This window comes from Corynebacterium sp. Marseille-P3884, assembly GCF_017942225.1.
Lineage (GTDB): Bacteria > Actinomycetota > Actinomycetes > Mycobacteriales > Mycobacteriaceae > Corynebacterium.
In genome coordinates, this window is record NZ_JAGKSD010000014.1 from 1 (window position 1) to 16,655 (window position 16,655).

Here is a 16,655-nt window from a genome sequence, read left to right on the forward strand (position 1 = left end):
CATGGAGAGTACGTCCGGTTGATCGAGCGCAAGACGGTTAGTGCGTGCGATGCTCTCGATACGTAGATCTTGGTCGCAGAGTGCATTCTTTTTCGGCGTCCCCCATTCGATGGTATGGGAATCGGACGTTTACCTGTCTCATTTACCCCTCTAGATGTGTCTCCCAGACGGGCGTTGCGCTGCGGGCGCGTTCTGCTGCGCTGACTGCAGGCGCCGCGCTCGCCTGCGCGAGTGTAGCTGCTGCTGGTGTGGTTGCTGGCGGCGTCGCGCCCGCCTCGGCGGCGGTGCCATCGGCTGTGTACCAGGGCATGCCGTTCGTCGTGGACGACACGGACAGCCTGTGCACGATTGGCTACAACGATGCCGACAACCAGCGCAGCTTCACCGCCGCGCACTGCGGTGCTGACGGTGCGGGGGTGCGCTTAGTCGATCCATCTGATTACACCAAGCGCTCGCCTGTGCTTGGTCATCTGCGCGTTTCACCGCTGTATTCGGACCTGCAGTCGCCGAATGACTGGGGCTATATCGAGTGGAACGACAATGTGCGTCTCGCCCCGAATAACATCACAGGCGACACACTGATCCGTCCGTCGGAGGTGCGCCCCGGCGAGAAGGTCTGCTTCCACGGCGCCACAACGCACCGCGGCACCCTCGGTTCCCATTGCGGGCGTGCCGCCGCCGATTTCGGCCACGAGCTCTTCGCCATCGGCGTCACGGGGCAGAAGGGCGATTCCGGTGGCCCCGTGTTCATTCCCGGCCGCGGGATGGTCGGCGTCATGTCCGGCCATTTGAACCCGAAGCTGCATTCCCCGCGCGACGGCGGCGAGAAAGTCCACGCGCGATTCCTACGCGCCACCTTCCCCGAGGACGGCCCGACCAACACGTTCCAGTCCTTCAAGAACTGGGCTTTGACCCGTTACCTCGCCGAGCGCACGAATCCGGGCGTTGTGCCTATCGACGACACCTCTGTCTTCTTGCCCACCGGCACACCCGGCCCGACCGCGCCGGCCTATGAGGACTACCCTCTTGACTCCCCGCAGAACCCTAGTGGCACTGGCTCCTCGTCTAACGGGGCGCTCAGCCCCGGCGCGATCATCGGCTACCTGCTGCTGATCATCGTGGCTGCGGTGCCCTTGGCGGGGCAGGTCCTCGGGTTCTTCTAGGCGGGTCTTGGCTTCGGCTCCCCTCACTGCTGCCGGTGGCAGAGCCAGAATGAAAGAAACCCCCGGTGGTTTAGCGCCTTGTAGTAAGTGCTAAACCGCCGAGGGGCGAGATGCCGCTGGTCTTAAGCCGGAGTCGGCAGGAACATGAGGATCAGCGTGAGGAACCACAGCAGGGAGAAGATGCCGCCGCCGGCAGCTGCCTTGACGCGGGCGGAATCGAAGTTGGTGGCAATATCGCGCGGGTCGGCGTCAGCCGGGTGCAGAGCACCGAGGCTGCCCATCATCTTGCGCTGCTGCGGGATGACCATGGCGAACAGGAAGACCCAGGCGAGGACGCTGAGCACGATCGCGGTGTGCATCCAGTAGTTGGACTTGTGGGTCTCCCAGTCGAACGCGAGCAGGCCGCCGCCGAGCAGCGGGACCAGAAGGGAGATCAGACCGTACTTGGTGGACAAGCTGTGCAGGAAGGAAGCGCGGCCGACAGCTTCTTCCGAACCAGACTCGGCCTTCTGAGCGGCCTTCGGGAACGCGGACACGGCGACGGTCACCGGGCCGATGAGAAGGACAGCGGCGGTGACGTGCAGGAAAAGCAGAAATGTTGTCATGGCACCTTACTCTACGGAATGCAACGGAATTGTCCCAGCTGGGACGAAAGAATCTATAAGGCCACGCACACCTGAACATTGGCGGCGCATGGCGCGCACGTCCGGTTTCGGGAGCGCAAGACTGTAAGTGCGTGCGATCAGCGCGATACGTCGGGCGTAGTCGCAGCGGGCATTCTTTTTCGGCGGCACCCATTCGCTGGGAAGGGAATCGGACTTGGACTGGTTCGCGGTGCGGGACGTGACCACGAGGTTGAGCGGGTCGTTGGCGAAGGCGATGCGCTTTTCCTCCGGCCAGGCGTGGGCGCCGGAATCCCAGGCGGCGCGCAGGGGGATGATGTGATCGATCTCCACCTCGGACGGGTCGAGTGGGGCGCCGGTGTACGGGTCGTCGAAGGGTACGGCGGTGGACATGTCCCATTGGCGGTAGGGCAGAGCGCAGGAATCGACCTGCCACGCGCTAGCCATGACAGCCTCACGGGTGGTGCAGCCTGTGCGCTGCGTGCCCCAGCCGTCGCCGAAGTATTCGCGCTCGTAGCCGAGAACGGTGTGGCGGGGTTGGGGGTGGGAGGGGACGTCGAAAAGCGAATGCGGCGTGGGGAACGGCACGACCGCGACTGTGATGGTGGAAAGGACGGCGAGGTATGCGCGGAAGAAGGTCATGCCTAGTTGGACTGCCTCGGACGCGCTGAGGTTCCGTGGGCGGGGTGCACTATGCGATGTCCACTATGCGATGCCACTATGCGATCGCGAAAACCCCAGGTCGCGCTTCGCCTGGAAACGGCATCGCATAGTGGACATCACAAAGTGGCGTCCAAAGAAGGACGCCATCGCGTAGTGGGGCCCCAAACGCAGCTGGCATGACAAAGGCGGGACGCACGGAGTTGAAACCGTACGTCCCGCCCTTTGTAATGTCGGCTCATGTGAGCCGGGAGGGAGCTAGATGCTTAGCGCGGGGTGTGCTCCAGCGCGTCGTCGAAGCTCTGCTCCGGGTGCTCCATTGCGTAGTCGAAGACCTTGCCGGCGCGGTCGAATTCCGCCTCGGACTCAGGCTTCGGCTTGGTGGCCAGGGAGACAACGACCATGGCGATGGTGGCGAACAGGACGCCCGGAACCATCTCGTAGATCAGGTCGGAGGTCGCCGGGAGGTAGCCCCAGACCAGGACGGTCAGGGCGCCGACGATCATGCAGGCCATGGCGCCCGGGGCGGTCAGACGGCGCCAGAACAGGGAGGCGACGACGACCGGGCCGAACGCGGCACCGAAGCCAGCCCATGCGAAGCCGACCAGGCCGAGGATGGTGTCCGACGGGTTGAGCGCCATGAGGACGGCGATCACGGCGATCAGCACGACCATGCCGCGGGACGCGATGAGCAGGCCCCGGCCGGTCAGATCCTTCTTGGCAAAGCCGCGGTAGAGGTCCTCGATCAGGGCGGAGGAGGTGACCAGCAGCTGGGAGGACATCGTGGACATGATCGCGGCCAGGACAGCGGTGAGCACCAGACCGGCGAACAGCGGGTGGAACAGCAGGTAGGTCATGTCCAGGAAGATCGTCTCAAAGCCCTCGCGGTCGGTGACGGAGTGCTGGGTGGTGCCGAAGTAGGAGGCACCGACGATGGCGGTGAACACGGAGCCGATGTAGCAGATGCCCACCCAGATCATGCCGGCGTTACGGCCGGAGCGTGCCTCGGACGGGCTGCGCAGGGCCATGAAGCGGGTGACGATGTGTGGCTGGCCCATGTAGCCGAAGCCCCAGGACAGGTTGCCGATGATGGTGGCGGCGGACACGCCAGCGAAGAAGTTGAAGAATGTCGGGTTGCCCTCTTGGTGCGGGCCGTACGGGTTATCCAGCGGGTAGCTGAAGATCTCACCGGCGTTGTCCAGTGCGAACAGCGCCATGACCGGGACGATCATGAGTGCGAGGAACATGAGGATGCCCTGCGCGACATCGGTGTAGGACACGGCGAAGAAGCCGCCGACGAAGGTGTATACGACGGTGATCGCGCCGACGATGAGCATGCCCCACAGGTAGTCGCCCTTGAAGGTCGACTCGAAGTAGCGTCCACCGGCGACCATGCCGGAGGAGACGTAGAAGGTGAAGAAGAAGATGATGATGATGGCTGCGATGATGCGCAGCGCGCGTGTCTGGTCGTGGGTGCGGTTCTCGAAGAAGCTCGGAAGCGTGATCGAGTTGTTGGCTACCTCGGAGTAGGCGCGCATGCGGGGCGCGACCCACTGCCAGTTAGCCAAGGCGCCGAGGAACAGACCGATGACGATCCACAGCTCACTCATGCCGGAGACGAACAGCGCACCGGGCAGGCCCATCAGCAGCCAGCCGGACATATCGGAGGCGCCGGCGGAAATGCCGGCGACGAAAGCGGGAAGGTCGCGGCCACCGATGACGTAGTCGCCGTACTTGGTGGTTTTGCGCCATCCGTAATAACCGATGGCGAGCATCATTCCGAAGTAGATGACCACTGCAATGATCATCCATGTGTTCTCGGACATAGATCTCCTTTGTTCTAGAAGCCCGTAGCTTTAAAGGCTCGTGGTTTTCAGAAGCAACGATCAGGATAACGTACGGGAGCACACAGGGTGGTATAGGTCTCATTTTCGCCCTGAGTGTGCGGTGCGCCAACGGTGGTAGAAAAGAGGTTATGCCTAAATTCCTTCTGCACGGCCTGTGGCTGCCCGCTACGGGGCTCAACCTGTGGGTTGAACGTGTGGACGGGCATAAGATTTTGCTGCCGTCGCAGGTCCCGTCGGGCACGTTCCCGCCGATGGTGGAGAACATGCTGAAGGATTCGCAGTTCCGCCGTCGCGATGCGATCACATTGCAAACGCCGCGGGGTCGGCAGCTTCAGCTGCGCGCGCCGACTGCGGCGTTCTCGCCGGAGGAGACAGTCGCGTTTTTGAGCAATATTTCGCTTCTCGACGACGCGTCTCCCGCCGCCACCGCCACCCAACGCCAAGCGATCGCCCCGGATTTGTACTGGATCATCCGCCTGTATGTGGGGCTGACGCGGTTCGTTCGCGCCGGGCGCGTGAGCATCCGCGTCCGCCCGTCGGACGGCGCGTGGTACCCGGAGTGGCAATTAGGCACCGGGCTGGAGGAGCGCGGTTGGCTGGCGTCTATGATCGCAGCCGCGCCGGGCGTGGTCACCGCGAACAATATGAACCTGGGTGAGGACGTGGCCACCACGCTCGTCCACTGGATCGCCAGCGCGCACTTGAGTCACCTGAAGGACCAGGAACGCGCGTATCCGTGGCATGATTTCGCCGAAGCGCTGCTTACCTCTCAGCCGTTGCGCCGCGGCGGGTCGAGCGTGTCCAAGCAGATCGCGCACTGGAATGGCTCGATCACCGCTGTGAATGTGCAGCTGGTCTTCATCGTGGAGGAACCGTCCGACCCGGTGTCAATGGCGGTGGATGCTGACCCGGCCAGCGCGATGTTGAGCGAGCTTGCCGATGTCACTGGCACTGACAACAACACGCCGCTGGATCCGGCGAAGGTGCAGTGGCCGGTGCGTGCGCAGGTCCGCGCCGGAACGGATGCGCCGCAGCCGATTCACTTAGACGAGGTGGATGTAGCCGCCCTGTCCAGCCTGCGCGAACAACTGCGCCGCGCCGTGGAAGTCACCGACTTGGTTGACCCGGAACACCACCCGCGGCTGCCGCAGACTCCACTGACCAACCGCGACGGAGACTGGGACGCGTACTTAGACACCGAGGAGCTCATGCAGTTGGTCGCCCGTGACGCGACGCGGCTGCAGATGAAAGGCATCACCGTGATGCTGCCGCGGTCGTGGCAGCGGATGGAGACGCGGGCGAAGCTCACTGTCGGTTCGAACGACGATCACGCGGACGAGGCGACGGTCCGCCGCTTCGGTGTGGACCAGCTCATCTCGTACGACTGGTCGCTTTCAGTCGGTGACACCGAATTGACCAAGGAAGAGATGCGCCTGCTGATCAACTCGAAGTCCGGGTTGATCCAGCTGCGTGGCCAGTGGGTGATGGCGGATGCGCGGTCGTTGGCCAAGTCGCGCAAATATATAGAGTCCCTCTCGCAGAAGGAAGTGGACGAAGGCGTCATTACCGCAGAAGAATTGCGCCAGCTCGCGCTCGAGGCAGCAGCGGAATCCGAAGGCGGGGCGCTCGAGATCGCCGGCGACGTCGATTCGCCCGCGTGGATGGACGCGCTCATCGGTGGCACGGACCGTCCGGCACCGGAGCGCCAGCCCATCCCGGACACGGTGACGGTGGAGCTGCGCGATTACCAGAGGCGCGGCGTCGATTGGCTGTACTTCATGTCCCGCAACCAGCTCGGTGCGGTGCTCGCCGACGATATGGGCCTGGGCAAGACGCTCCAGCTGCTCGCACTGCTGGCGGTCGAGGCAGACAAGAACGAAAGGACAGGCCCGACGCTGGTTGTCGCGCCGACCTCGGTCGTGGGGAACTGGGCGCGTGAGGCTGCGCGATTCGTTCCGGGCCTGCGCGTTGGCGTCCACCACGGGCAAGGCCGCCTCAAGGGTGATGCCTTGATCGAGGAGATCGACAAGCTCGATCTGCTCATCACCTCTTACGGCGTGGTCTCCCGCGATTACAAACAGCTGGGGCGGGTCGAATGGGACCATGTGGTGCTCGATGAGGCGCAGGCGATCAAGAATGCGTCCACGCGGGCGTCGCAAAGCGTGCGTGCGATTGGCGCGCGTCACCGCATCGCGCTGACGGGAACTCCCGTGGAGAATCGGCTGGCGGAGCTGCGCAGCCTCCTCGACTTCGTCAACCCCGGCATTCTTGGTTCGCAGAGCTTCTTCCGCAATCATTTCGCCAAAGCGATCGAGTCGCGCCGGGACGAGCAGCTGGCTGACGAGATGCAGGAACGTCTCCAGCGACTCACCGCGCCGTTCGTGCTGCGCAGGCTGAAGACGGATCCGGCGATCATTTCGGACCTGCCGGAAAAGAGCGAGGAAGTGGTCACCGTCGACATGACTGACGAGCAGGCCGCGATCTACACCGCGCTCGTCGAGGCAATGAAAAAAGAGCTCGCGGAGCGCACCGGCATGGCGCGCAAGGGACTCGTGCTGTCGACCATCACGCGCATCAAGCAGATCTGTAACCACCCCGCGCACTTCTTGGGCGACGGCTCAGCCGTGACCATCAAGGGCAAGCACCGTTCCGGCAAGGTGGAAAAGCTCGTGCAGCTTATCGACGACGCCGTGCGCACCGATCAGCGCGTCCTCGTCTTCACCCAATACAAGGCCTTCGGCGATATTCTCCAGCCATATCTGAGCGACCGGCTGGGCCAGACCATTCCGTTTCTGCACGGCGGGGTGTCCAAGAAGCAGCGTGACGACATGGTCGATGACTTCCAGGACCCGAACGGCCCCCGCGCCATGATTTTGTCGCTGCGCGCCGGCGGCACCGGGTTGAACCTCACCGCCGCCTCCATGGTCGTCCACATGGACCGCTGGTGGAACCCGGCGGTGGAAAATCAGGCCACCGACCGCGCCTACCGCATCGGCCAGGCGAAGAATGTTCAGGTGTACAAGATGATCACCCGCGGCACGATGGAAGAATCCATCCAGGACATTCTCGACGGCAAGCTCCAGCTGGCCGGCGCCGTCGTAGGGGAGGGCGAAGGCTGGATCACTGAGCTCGGTACCGAGGATCTGGCTACGCTCATGAGCTACCGGACCAGCGAGTAGACAGGCGAGAAGGGAAGAAAGGAGCAGACATGCCACGGCCGACAATGGACAACGTCACCTTCGTGAATTTCGGCTCGCGCAAAAAAGTCGACAGCGCCGCCGAGACCACCACGCCGAGCGGCGTGTCCGAGGAGGTCCGCTCGCAGATTCTGCGCTTCAACGAGCCCGCCCGCGCCATCTACCGCACCGCGCAGCAGGGCACCGACCAAGGACGTTTCTCCCGCGGCCGCAATTACGCCTACCAGGGCAATGTCGTGGACATCCGCCCCGAACCCGGCCGTTTCACTGCCACGGTCGCCGGTTCCCAGAACGAGCCGTTCACCACGCTGGTCATCCTCCCGTACCGCGACACCGGCACCATCCGCGAAGCCCTGGGGATCATGGCGCACAACGCCAATGCGCTCGCCGAGGTCCGCAACGGCTATTTCACCCGTGAGCTGCTCGACTGCCTCTTCGCCGCCGAGGACGAGAAGATCCGCTTCCGCTGCGACTGCCCGGATGAGACTCGCGTGTGCAAGCACAGCGTCGCCGCCGCGATCAAAGCAGCAGAGCTTATCGACGCCGACCCCACCCTCTTATTCCGCCTCCGCAACCTCGACCTGAACACCCTTGAGCGTCAACTTCGCGAGTCAGCCGGTGAGCGGGCCAAGGAATCTGCCCGCGAAGGCTCCGAGTTCTTCTGGGACGGCCACATCCTGCCCAACCTGCCCGACCCAAAGGTCGCCCCGATGATCGAGGACTCCGACTTGGATCTGCTGCACAAGGCGATGCAGACCATCTCTTTCACCAATATCGACCAGCTGCGCGCCGTGTCCGATCTCGAGGATCTTTACGACGAGCTCACCCGCCGATAAGAACATCTGTTCGCCCACATACGCCCATGTAAACCGCATGGTTCACCCGCGGTGGTAGTACTAGCAGCATGACCTCGAGCGCACAGTCCACGACATCTGCCGGCGCGCATTCCGGTGCGCAGCATGTCACGTTCATCCACAGTTCCGATTTCCAGTTGGGCATGACCCGCTGGTTCTTGGAAGACGACGCACAGTCGCGTTTCAACGACTCGCGCCTGCGCGCCATCGCCCGCTTGGGCGACCTCGCCGAAGAAAACGGCGCTGAATTCATTGTGGTGGCCGGGGATGTCTTCGACGCCAATGCGCTCAACTCCCAGACCATGGACCGTGCGCTCGAGGTGCTCGGTGCCTTGCCCGTGCCGGTCTATTTGCTGCCCGGCAACCATGACGCGCTGTTGCCCGGTGCCGCCCTGGAGCGCGCCGCGCAGCGCGACAACATCACCGTGCTGGCGGATTCCACGCCGGTCGAGGTCCGTCCCGGCGTCGAGCTCGTCGGTGCTCCGCTTCTGGCCCGCTACGCAACAGAAGACCTCGCCGCGAAGGCCCTCGCCGGTCTCGAGCCGACCGACGCCATCCGCATTCTCGTCGCGCACGGCCAGTGCGAGGACCGCAGCGGGGAGAATAAGCCTGACCGGATCGACCTGCCCGGGCTCGAGGCAGCGCTCGATGCCGGCGTCATCGACTACGTGGCCATGGGCGACACCCACTCCGCCGGGCCGATCGGTACCAGCGGCCGCGTGTGGTTCTCCGGTGCACCCGAGGTCACCGATTTCCACGACCGCCGCGACAACGTCGAGGGCGGGGAAGTGAACTCAGGCAAGGCGCTGGTGGTCGGCGTGGACAAGCGCTCTGCCGCAGATTCCGAGGTGAGCGTCGACGAGCGCACCGTGGGCGAATGGACCTTCGACGCCCTCCACTTCGAGGTCTCCGATTCCTCCGACGTGAAAGACCTGCTGGACCAGCTCGAGGCATACCCGGAGAAATCCCGCACGGTGGTGAAATACTCCATCGCTGGCACGCTCGGGCTGGAGGCGACCCGTGAGCTGGAGGAGGGGCTCGCGGCGAAGGAGAATGTCTTTGGCGCACTGTACGAGCGTGAGCGCCTCATGGACCTGCACCTCGAGCCCAGCGATGAGGAACTCACCGACCTGCCGCTTTCCGGCTATGCCCGCGACACGATGTCCACCCTGCTCGAGATGGCCTCCGTCCCGACCGACCCCGAGGGAGCCGCCTCCGCCCGCGACGCCGTCAACCTGCTGTTCCGCCTGAGTAAGGAGCCGAATTAATGCGTATCCACTCGCTGATCATCGACAATGTCCGGGCAGTCGAGCACCTCGAGCTCACCGACCTGCCTGACACCGGCGTCATCCTCATTCACGGCGAGAACGAGGCCGGCAAATCCACGATCTTGGACGCGCTCGATGCAGTGCTGACCGTCAAGCATGATTCCACCGCCGCGAAGATCCGGGCTCTCTACCCGAAGGGCCGCGACGAGCAGCCGGAGGTCACCCTGGCCGCCACCGTCGGCCCCTACACCTTCACCGTGCACAAGCGCTTCGGCAAAGGCGCTAAGGGCAAAGCTGAGCTCACCATCACCGCGCCGCGCCGCGAAGAGCTGACAGGAGAGCAGGCCCACAATCGACTGGGGGAGATCCTCGCCGAGCACGTCGACCAAGAGCTTTTCGACGCACTCTTTCTCCGCCAAGGCGCTTTCACCGAGACCATCTCCGCCGCCGGTATCCCGTCGTTCACCCGCGCGCTGGAGGCATCGAGCGATGCTTCCGGCTCGTCTGCTGATTCCTCCGAGGCACCCCTCGACGATTCCGGTTTGATGCAGCGCGTCGAGGCCGAATTCGCCCGGTATTTCACCGGGAAGGGCAACGACAAGCGGGTGCTCACCGACGCCGACAAGGCCGTCACTGAAGCTGAAGATGCCGTCCGTGAAGCTGAAGCGAACCTGGCTTCCTATGAGCGCGATGTCGACGAATTCGCCCAAAGTGAAGCCACGATGGCTGAGATCGAAACCGAATTGCCAGGTGCAGAAGAAGAGCTCGCCGAACGTGAGAAAGACGCCGCCGCGGCGAAAGAGCTGGCCGGCAGACTCGATGCAGCTAAAGAAAAAGCGGCCCGCGCCGCCGTCGATGTCGAGCGCATCGAAGAAGACCTCGAGCGCCGCACCGCCCTTGTCGCCCGCGTGAAAGAGGTCGAGGCCGAACTCGCTTCCGTCAACGAGTCCCTCGCGCCTGCTCGCGAACGCGACCGCGCTGAAGCAGAAGCGCTGGCAGCCAAGGAGGAGAGTCACACCGAGGCCCGCGAAAAAGAGACCACCGCACGTCAGCGCCTCGCCGAGGCGGAGACATCCCTCGCCGTGGCCCAAGCCGCGGAGCGCCTACGCGATCTCGCCGACACCGTGGCCCGCCTCGACGATGCTGACGCCGAGATCGCCCGCCTGCGGAAGACCGTGCCGGACCGCCCGGTCACCGACGACGATGTCCGCGCCGTAGAGACTGCCTCCAACGAGGTCGCCCTGCAGCGCCGCCTGCGCGATGCCGCTGCCGCGCATGTGGACATCACCGCTCCTGACGGCACCACCATCACCGTCGACGGCAGCGGTCACACCGTCGGTGGGGACCCTGATTCCATCGCCTTGCACGACGGAACTGAACTCGGCATCGGCGATGTCACCTTGACCTACCGCGCCGCCGCCGGCACCGACACCGCTTCCGGCGCGCTCCGCGACGCCGAAGCCGAACTCGAACGCCTCATCAGTGCACTCGGCTGCGCCGACGTTGACGAAGCTCGTGCGCTGCGCGATTCCCACCGCGAGGCAGCTGCAGCTCTCACCGCCGCGATCGACCGCCGCCGCGACATCCTCCGCGGCCGTGATGCCGACGAGGTGCACCACGAACACGCGCGTCTTACCGAACTCGTCGAGGAATCTGAGTCTGAGTCGTTGTCCGTCGACGACGCGCAGGCATCCGTCGACACCGCACGCGCAGAGGTCGAGGAGATTGCCCGGGCTGTTCACGATCTAGCTCTCGAGCTGGTGCAGCTGCGCACCAAACCGGAGCACGCGAAGCTCGTCGCCCTCGAAGCCCAGATCGCCGGGCTGGAATCCACCGCCAGTGGCGCCCGCAGTGATCTTGCTGCCGCAAGTGAGAAGCACGCCGACGACGCCCTAGTCGCTGCCCGCGATACCGCTGTGGCGGCGAGTGAGACCGCTGCCGCGGAAGCCGCCAACATCGCAGAGGAGGTCGCGGCGGCTGACCCGACACAGGCGGAAAGGCTCCGCGACGGCGCCCGCAACCGTCTGGACAACCTCACCAAGCGCTACTACGCAGCGCGCGACCGGCGTCTGCAGCTCGAGTCCCGCGTCACCAGTGCGGAGGGAGAAGGGGAGAAGCTCGACCACGCACGTGCCGCGCTGGAGGTGGCGCGTGTGGGGCGGGACAGGTTGCGTCGCAAAGCAAATGCCGTGAAATTGCTCCGCGAGATGCTCGTCGAGTACCGCGACGCCGCCCGCGCGAAATACGCCGCACCCTTCGCGCAATCGCTGCAGCGCTATGCCAGCCAGATCTTCGGGCCGGGCACCGAGTTCACACTCGACGACGCACTGAGCGTCGAGGCTCGCACCCTCGACGGAACGACGATTGATCTCGCTCAGCTATCTGGTGGAGCGAAAGAGCAGATGGCTCTGCTCACGCGTTTCGCCATCGCCGACATGGTCGCTGGCGCGGGCACTGACTCCGAGGAGGCCCGCGTCCCAGTCGTTGTTGATGATGCCCTCGGCGCGACCGACCCGCAGCGTCTCGCTCGAATGAATGCGCTGTTCTCCCAGGTAGGGGAGAACTCCCAAGTCTTCGTGCTGACGTGCTTCCCGCAGCGCTTCGACCGCGTCGCCGCAGCCCGCAGTGCTTCGATCCAAGAACTCAAAGGCGGCCGCTAATGCGCACTAGTAGCTTTGCCTGCGGATTGAGCCTTGAATTCGCTGGTAGTGTCCGCGTTTAGTAATCTAGGTGACATGACCACGGAACCTCGCTGGCTCAGTGAAGAGGAACAGGTGTTTTGGCGCTGCTTGCTCGCCGCGCATAGGAAACTTCAGCGCATTGTCGAAGACTCGCTTGAGGCCAGCTCTGATCTCTCAAGCCCCGAGTATGCCGTGCTCGTTTCCCTGTCTGAGGCCGAAGACCGCAGCCTGCGTCTGCGTGAACTCTGTGCCTACCTCAATTGGGACCGCTCCCGGACCTCCCACCAGATCACCCGCATGGCGCGCCGTGGTCTGGTGACGAAGGAGAAGAGCCAGTCCGACGGCCGCGGTGTCCTCGTGTGCCTGACGGACACCGGTTTCGAGCGCCTCCAGCGTGCCGTGCCCGACCATGTCGAAACTGTCCGTCGAGTCGTCTTCGACCATCTCGACCCGGAAGATATCCCCGCCATCCGTCGGTTCTTCGACAGTGTCCTGGCGCTCGATGAAGCGGTGGTGGACCCTAAAATTCCCGTTGGTGACTAAAGGTCGTTGCCAACACCAGCGTGTAGGGGTTGAATGGGAGTTGTAGAGGCAAAACAGTCCACTCCACTTGAAAGGGCCCACGATGTCCACTCCGATTAACCCGTACGAGAACAACGGCGCGAATAACCCGGAAAATAATCCCGGGGATTTCGCGGCCAATAATTCGGCCGATAACCCAGGCAGCGGCGACGCGTATTACGACGCTACCGCGCAGCAGGGCGACCCGAACTACACGACGGGCCAAACCCAGTACCAGCAGGGCGGCTTTCAGCAGAGCCAGCAGCAGACGCCGATGGGGCAGCGCAAGCTGCACCGCTCGACGAACGACCGCATGCTTGCTGGTGTGTGCGGCGGCATCGCGGAGACCTACGACATTGATCCGACTTTGGTGCGCGTTCTCTTTGTCGCCGCGACCGTGATGGGCTTCTCCGGTCTTCTCATTTACCTCATCTGTTGGATCGTCATTCCGGATCCCACCTACTAGGGGTTTTCAGCCACAAAAATGGCAGTGCAGGAGTGTGGGTACCTGCACTGCCGTTTTATTTGTGCGGCCGTTATAACTAGGTGCGCTTGATTCCGGATGCGTTGATCTCGATGGTGATCTTCTCGCCGACGAGTGCGCCGCCGGAGTTCAGCGGGGCCTCGAAGTCGATGCCGAAGTCCTTGCGGTTGATCGTGGTGCGGGCCTCGAAGCCCAGGCGGGTGTTGCCGAATGGGTCTTCCTCAACACCGAAGGTCTCGACGTCGAAGGTGACCGGCTTGGTCGTGCCCTTGATGGTCAGGTCGCCGGTGACGGTGCCGTTGCCGGATGCGTCGACATCGAAAGACGTGGACTTGAAGGTCATCTGCGGGAACTTCTCCACATCGAAGAAGTCCTCGTACTTGATGTGCGCGTCACGGTCGGCATTGCGCGTATCGACGGACTCCGTTGCCACCGTCGCCTCCACCTTGCTGCCTGCAGGGTTGTCCTGGTCGGCGGTAAGAGTGGCGCTAAAGTCCGTGAACTCGCCGCGCACCTTGGTCACCATTGCGTGGCGGACGGTGAATGCGACGGAGGAGTGCGCGGTGTCGAGGTCGTAAACGCCGGTGTAGTTCTGTGTGGCCATAGGGTGGGTCGGACTCCTTGTTTTAAAGCGGCTTTCTAATCTTGTTGACACGTCTACAACATGCAGGTTCCAACCGTACGGGCGCTTGGTTCGCGTGTCAACGGTCGGAATCGGAACAGCTCACCGGCCGTCCCGAGGTGATTAGTAGCCGTGCTTCAAGGGGTGCTAGATTAAGGAGCGCTGTTACAAGCGATGTCTCCGTAGCTCAGTGGATTAGAGCATCGGTTTCCGGTACCGAAGGTCGCAGGTTCGAGTCCTGTCGGGGACACCATCTGACCTGGGCGGTTTCGGGTATTTAACCAGCACTTTTTCGGATAATTGGCGTCGATGTCGCCAGTCGGGACAAGATCTGGGCGAAGCCGCTCATTTCGCGATAAAACGGCCCCAGAGACTACAAATTCAGTAGTTTCTGGGGCCATTTTTGGGCTGTTTTCGACGTCTCTCCACGACTGGTAGACCGAGCACCTTGTGGTGGTCGGTCTAGGCGACAGCAGGGACAGCGCCCGGCGCTCTGGTTCGCCTGTTCTTGTGGAAGTCGAAGTCGGCAGAGTCTTCGTCCCATTCGGAGACGAAGCGACGGCGCTTCGGCGGATCGGGCCTTTTCGGGTCCGGGCCGGAGGTGAACACCCCGTCTTTCGAAGCTCCGATGATAAGGATGTGGTTTGTTCCGGCTGCGGCCAGAGACGTCAGAATGAACTGTGCTGCCCAGCCTCGCATGAGCCGTGTGCGCGGGTCGTGGAGGTTTGATCCGGTTGAGCCTTTGAGCTTTGCGTTCATCGCCTCGACAGCGTTGCGACGATCATAGCCTGATCTTACGTCACTTTCGGACTAGCGGAAGGCGTCGCTCTGGCCCTGTGGACTGGAGAGTCATCAGCTCTGGCGGGCGAACCGGTACGTACTTCGGAAGTTTGTCTGAACGTCACAGCAGAGCAGGTGCAGGAGACTTACGACGCCTGGGTTGCGAAGGGTGTTCGCGTCATCGAAGAGCCGCACGAGGACGTATTCGGCACCACATTCGTCGTTGCCGACCCTGACGGCAATCGCGTTCGGGTCGCGCCAATCGACTAGTCATTCATTGGCCAGGTAAGCCTTGAGGTCCACGAAACGACCGTTACTTGTAGTCGTACCCGTGTTTCTCGTACACGGCCTCCGCGCTTACCGCCTCGGCCACCGCCGCGCGAACCGCTTCGGACTTCAAGTCGAGCACCTTCAGCGACTCGGTGTCCGCACCGGAGACCGACTGTACCGGCACTGAACTTCTTGGCCGCGCGAAGTCCTACGTGACGGGCAAGCACATTGTGCTTCAGCTGTGAGCAGAAGGCGTAAACTCTTTGCTCACCAAGACCACCCGCACGTTCTACACCGTCTAGCAGACCCTACTTCTCAACCCGCCTGGCCTGAGGCAAGCACCTTGGCCGGGCGGGTTTCGCGGTCGAGATAGTCGTGCGACAGCGTCTCGCCATTGACTCCGAACGGGCAGACGCCAATTCTCGAACCTAGACACGACACGAGAGCCGCGCCGGGGTGCGCGGCGGCGACAGGCTCATTTCATCAGGTGCCCCCGTCCAGTCGCTAGGCAGAGCGATGTCTGGTCACCAAGCGATGAGTTCTTTCAGGCGGTGGGGCGGTTTGCAATGACGGTTTAACTTCGCCGCTTCGTGACAACAGAAGTCGGTTTCTAAAACTGAAACAGGGCGGTGTCGGACTCTTCGAGTTGCGCAATGTCCCATTCGCCGTTGAGCGAAACCGTTTTGTGGAGGTCTTCCATCGTTACTGACGGGGCCATCTCCGTGATGTTCTCACCAGCATCGAGTCTGCCTTCGGAGTTGAGCATGGCACCGACTACGAGCTTCAAGGCACCGTCTTCGCGAACGAGCAATGGAACGATAACAGTGTCGTGCCCTTGGTCGAAGAAACGCTCCGCGGCCTGTCGAACATCACCGACAGTTCGGGACCACTCACATGGGATAGCCGGTGTGGAAGGCGTCCAGCGGTGGTCTTGAGCCATCTTATTTCGGAAATCCGCGTCACGGATGATGACCCGGCGAAAAAGGGCGCCGATTGCCATGCGCAACTTTACTTCGACTTCCGCAAGTCGCTGCTCTGCAATTCGCTTGTTCTGGTCAGCCTCAATAAGTTGGCGAGACAGGCTGACCTGCGTGTTTTCCTTTTCGATGAGTTCAGCGTTCACTTACCTGTCCCTCCATTCTTTGTAGTGCTGTTCTGCCTTTTCCATCATCTCGATGTAGCACTCATCGTACATCGCATTGATGATTTCGATGCAGTCTTCTGCGGAAGACTGCTCCGCGAAATCTCGGTAGATATGTCTCTCTTGATTCCGACCGCTCCGGAAAAATTGATGTCTATGAATACTGTTATCTTTACAGTCGATGCGAGCTACGTCGACGTTGCCACCTGTCCTGTTGTATTCGTGGGTCGGTTCCACGTAGTGGTTAAATGCGAAGTCAACATAGCGCCAGGGGTGTTCAAGATAGTCGCACCGCACATTGAGGAACTGCCCGTGCCCCAAGTCGTCCGGGTAATCGAAGAGCGTAATGGCATCTTCGGGAGCCGAGTACTCAAATGTGCCAGCCTTGAACATGTTCATATCAGCGCTGCGGTAGCCACGATTACTTTTCGGGTTCGTCGTTCCCACGTTGAGAATTATTTACGGCAGCTGAGCCACCCACAAGTCGGGTGCCCCCTCGGAGGC

Annotated in this window: 16 protein-coding genes and 1 tRNA gene; 9 read left to right on the forward strand and 8 right to left on the reverse strand. The window is 62.6% G+C overall.

The genetic code is table 11. The features are described from left to right. Nucleotides 1–248 precede the first annotated feature (248 nt). On the forward strand, nt 249–1,163 hold the full coding sequence (locus J5Y21_RS08810; protein WP_210574595.1) for a hypothetical protein: 915 nt from the start codon (nt 249–251) through the stop codon (nt 1,161–1,163). Nucleotides 1,164–1,285: 122 nt separating this feature from the next. On the opposite strand, the gene J5Y21_RS08815 is transcribed toward J5Y21_RS08810, so the two are convergent. The 3 genes from J5Y21_RS08815 to putP form a co-directional block, all read right to left on the reverse strand. Continuing rightward, entirely contained in the window at nt 1,286–1,768 is a 483-nt protein-coding gene (locus J5Y21_RS08815) for a DUF2269 domain-containing protein (RefSeq protein WP_210574597.1), read from the reverse strand. 6 nt (nt 1,769–1,774) lie between these two features. Next, nucleotides 1,775–2,428, reverse strand: a complete 654-nt coding sequence (locus J5Y21_RS08820) for an HNH endonuclease family protein (protein ID WP_210574599.1) — start codon at nt 2,426–2,428, stop codon at nt 1,775–1,777. A 284-nt stretch (nt 2,429–2,712) separates the two neighbouring features. Then, nucleotides 2,713–4,272, reverse strand: a complete 1,560-nt coding sequence (putP, locus tag J5Y21_RS08825) for a sodium/proline symporter PutP (RefSeq protein WP_210574601.1) — start codon at nt 4,270–4,272, stop codon at nt 2,713–2,715. Nucleotides 4,273–4,421: 149 nt separating this feature from the next. On the opposite strand from putP, the gene J5Y21_RS08830 reads away from it, so the two are divergent. From J5Y21_RS08830 to J5Y21_RS11845, 6 genes are all read left to right on the forward strand, one after another. Continuing rightward, entirely contained in the window at nt 4,422–7,472 is a 3,051-nt protein-coding gene (locus tag J5Y21_RS08830) for a DEAD/DEAH box helicase (protein WP_210574603.1), read from the forward strand. Between the two features lie 29 nt (nt 7,473–7,501). Next, complete coding sequence (locus J5Y21_RS08835) at nt 7,502–8,326, forward strand: hypothetical protein (RefSeq protein ID WP_210574605.1); 825 nt, start codon at nt 7,502–7,504, stop codon at nt 8,324–8,326. Between the two features lie 68 nt (nt 8,327–8,394). Next, nucleotides 8,395–9,612: a metallophosphoesterase gene (locus J5Y21_RS08840; RefSeq protein WP_210574607.1), complete on the forward strand. Its 1,218-nt coding sequence runs from the start codon at nt 8,395–8,397 to the stop codon at nt 9,610–9,612. Then, entirely contained in the window at nt 9,612–12,272 is a 2,661-nt protein-coding gene (locus J5Y21_RS08845; RefSeq protein WP_210574615.1) for an AAA family ATPase, read from the forward strand. The genes J5Y21_RS08840 and J5Y21_RS08845 overlap by 1 nt, the downstream gene beginning before the upstream one ends. A 75-nt stretch (nt 12,273–12,347) precedes the next feature. After that, nucleotides 12,348–12,836, forward strand: a complete 489-nt coding sequence (locus J5Y21_RS08850) for a MarR family winged helix-turn-helix transcriptional regulator (protein ID WP_210574617.1) — start codon at nt 12,348–12,350, stop codon at nt 12,834–12,836. A gap of 82 nt (nt 12,837–12,918) precedes the next feature. Continuing rightward, entirely contained in the window at nt 12,919–13,320 is a 402-nt protein-coding gene (locus tag J5Y21_RS11845; RefSeq protein WP_349236979.1) for a PspC domain-containing protein, read from the forward strand. Between the two features lie 76 nt (nt 13,321–13,396). On the opposite strand, the gene J5Y21_RS08860 is transcribed toward J5Y21_RS11845, so the two are convergent. After that, nucleotides 13,397–13,942, reverse strand: coding sequence for a YceI family protein (locus J5Y21_RS08860; protein ID WP_210574630.1), 546 nt, complete (start codon nt 13,940–13,942; stop codon nt 13,397–13,399). Between the two features lie 194 nt (nt 13,943–14,136). Here J5Y21_RS08860 and J5Y21_RS08865 point away from each other — a divergent pair. Then, a tRNA-Arg gene (locus tag J5Y21_RS08865) sits at nt 14,137–14,213 on the forward strand. A 209-nt stretch (nt 14,214–14,422) separates the two neighbouring features. Here the strand turns inward: J5Y21_RS08865 and J5Y21_RS08870 are convergent. Continuing rightward, nucleotides 14,423–14,719, reverse strand: a complete 297-nt coding sequence (locus J5Y21_RS08870; protein WP_210574632.1) for a hypothetical protein — start codon at nt 14,717–14,719, stop codon at nt 14,423–14,425. Between the two features lie 99 nt (nt 14,720–14,818). On the opposite strand from J5Y21_RS08870, the gene J5Y21_RS08875 reads away from it, so the two are divergent. Further along, nucleotides 14,819–15,010: a VOC family protein gene (locus J5Y21_RS08875; RefSeq protein ID WP_246875112.1), complete on the forward strand. Its 192-nt coding sequence runs from the start codon at nt 14,819–14,821 to the stop codon at nt 15,008–15,010. A gap of 43 nt (nt 15,011–15,053) precedes the next feature. Here the strand turns inward: J5Y21_RS08875 and J5Y21_RS08880 are convergent, their stop codons facing one another. The 3 genes from J5Y21_RS08880 to J5Y21_RS08890 all read right to left on the reverse strand — a co-directional run bounded on the left by J5Y21_RS08880 (nt 15,054) and on the right by J5Y21_RS08890 (nt 16,598). Then, complete coding sequence (locus J5Y21_RS08880; protein WP_210574634.1) at nt 15,054–15,194, reverse strand: hypothetical protein; 141 nt, start codon at nt 15,192–15,194, stop codon at nt 15,054–15,056. A 426-nt stretch (nt 15,195–15,620) separates the two neighbouring features. Beyond that, entirely contained in the window at nt 15,621–16,133 is a 513-nt protein-coding gene (locus tag J5Y21_RS08885; RefSeq protein WP_210574637.1) for a hypothetical protein, read from the reverse strand. Further along, nucleotides 16,134–16,598, reverse strand: coding sequence for a hypothetical protein (locus tag J5Y21_RS08890; protein WP_210574639.1), 465 nt, complete (start codon nt 16,596–16,598; stop codon nt 16,134–16,136). Nucleotides 16,599–16,655 lie beyond the last annotated feature (57 nt).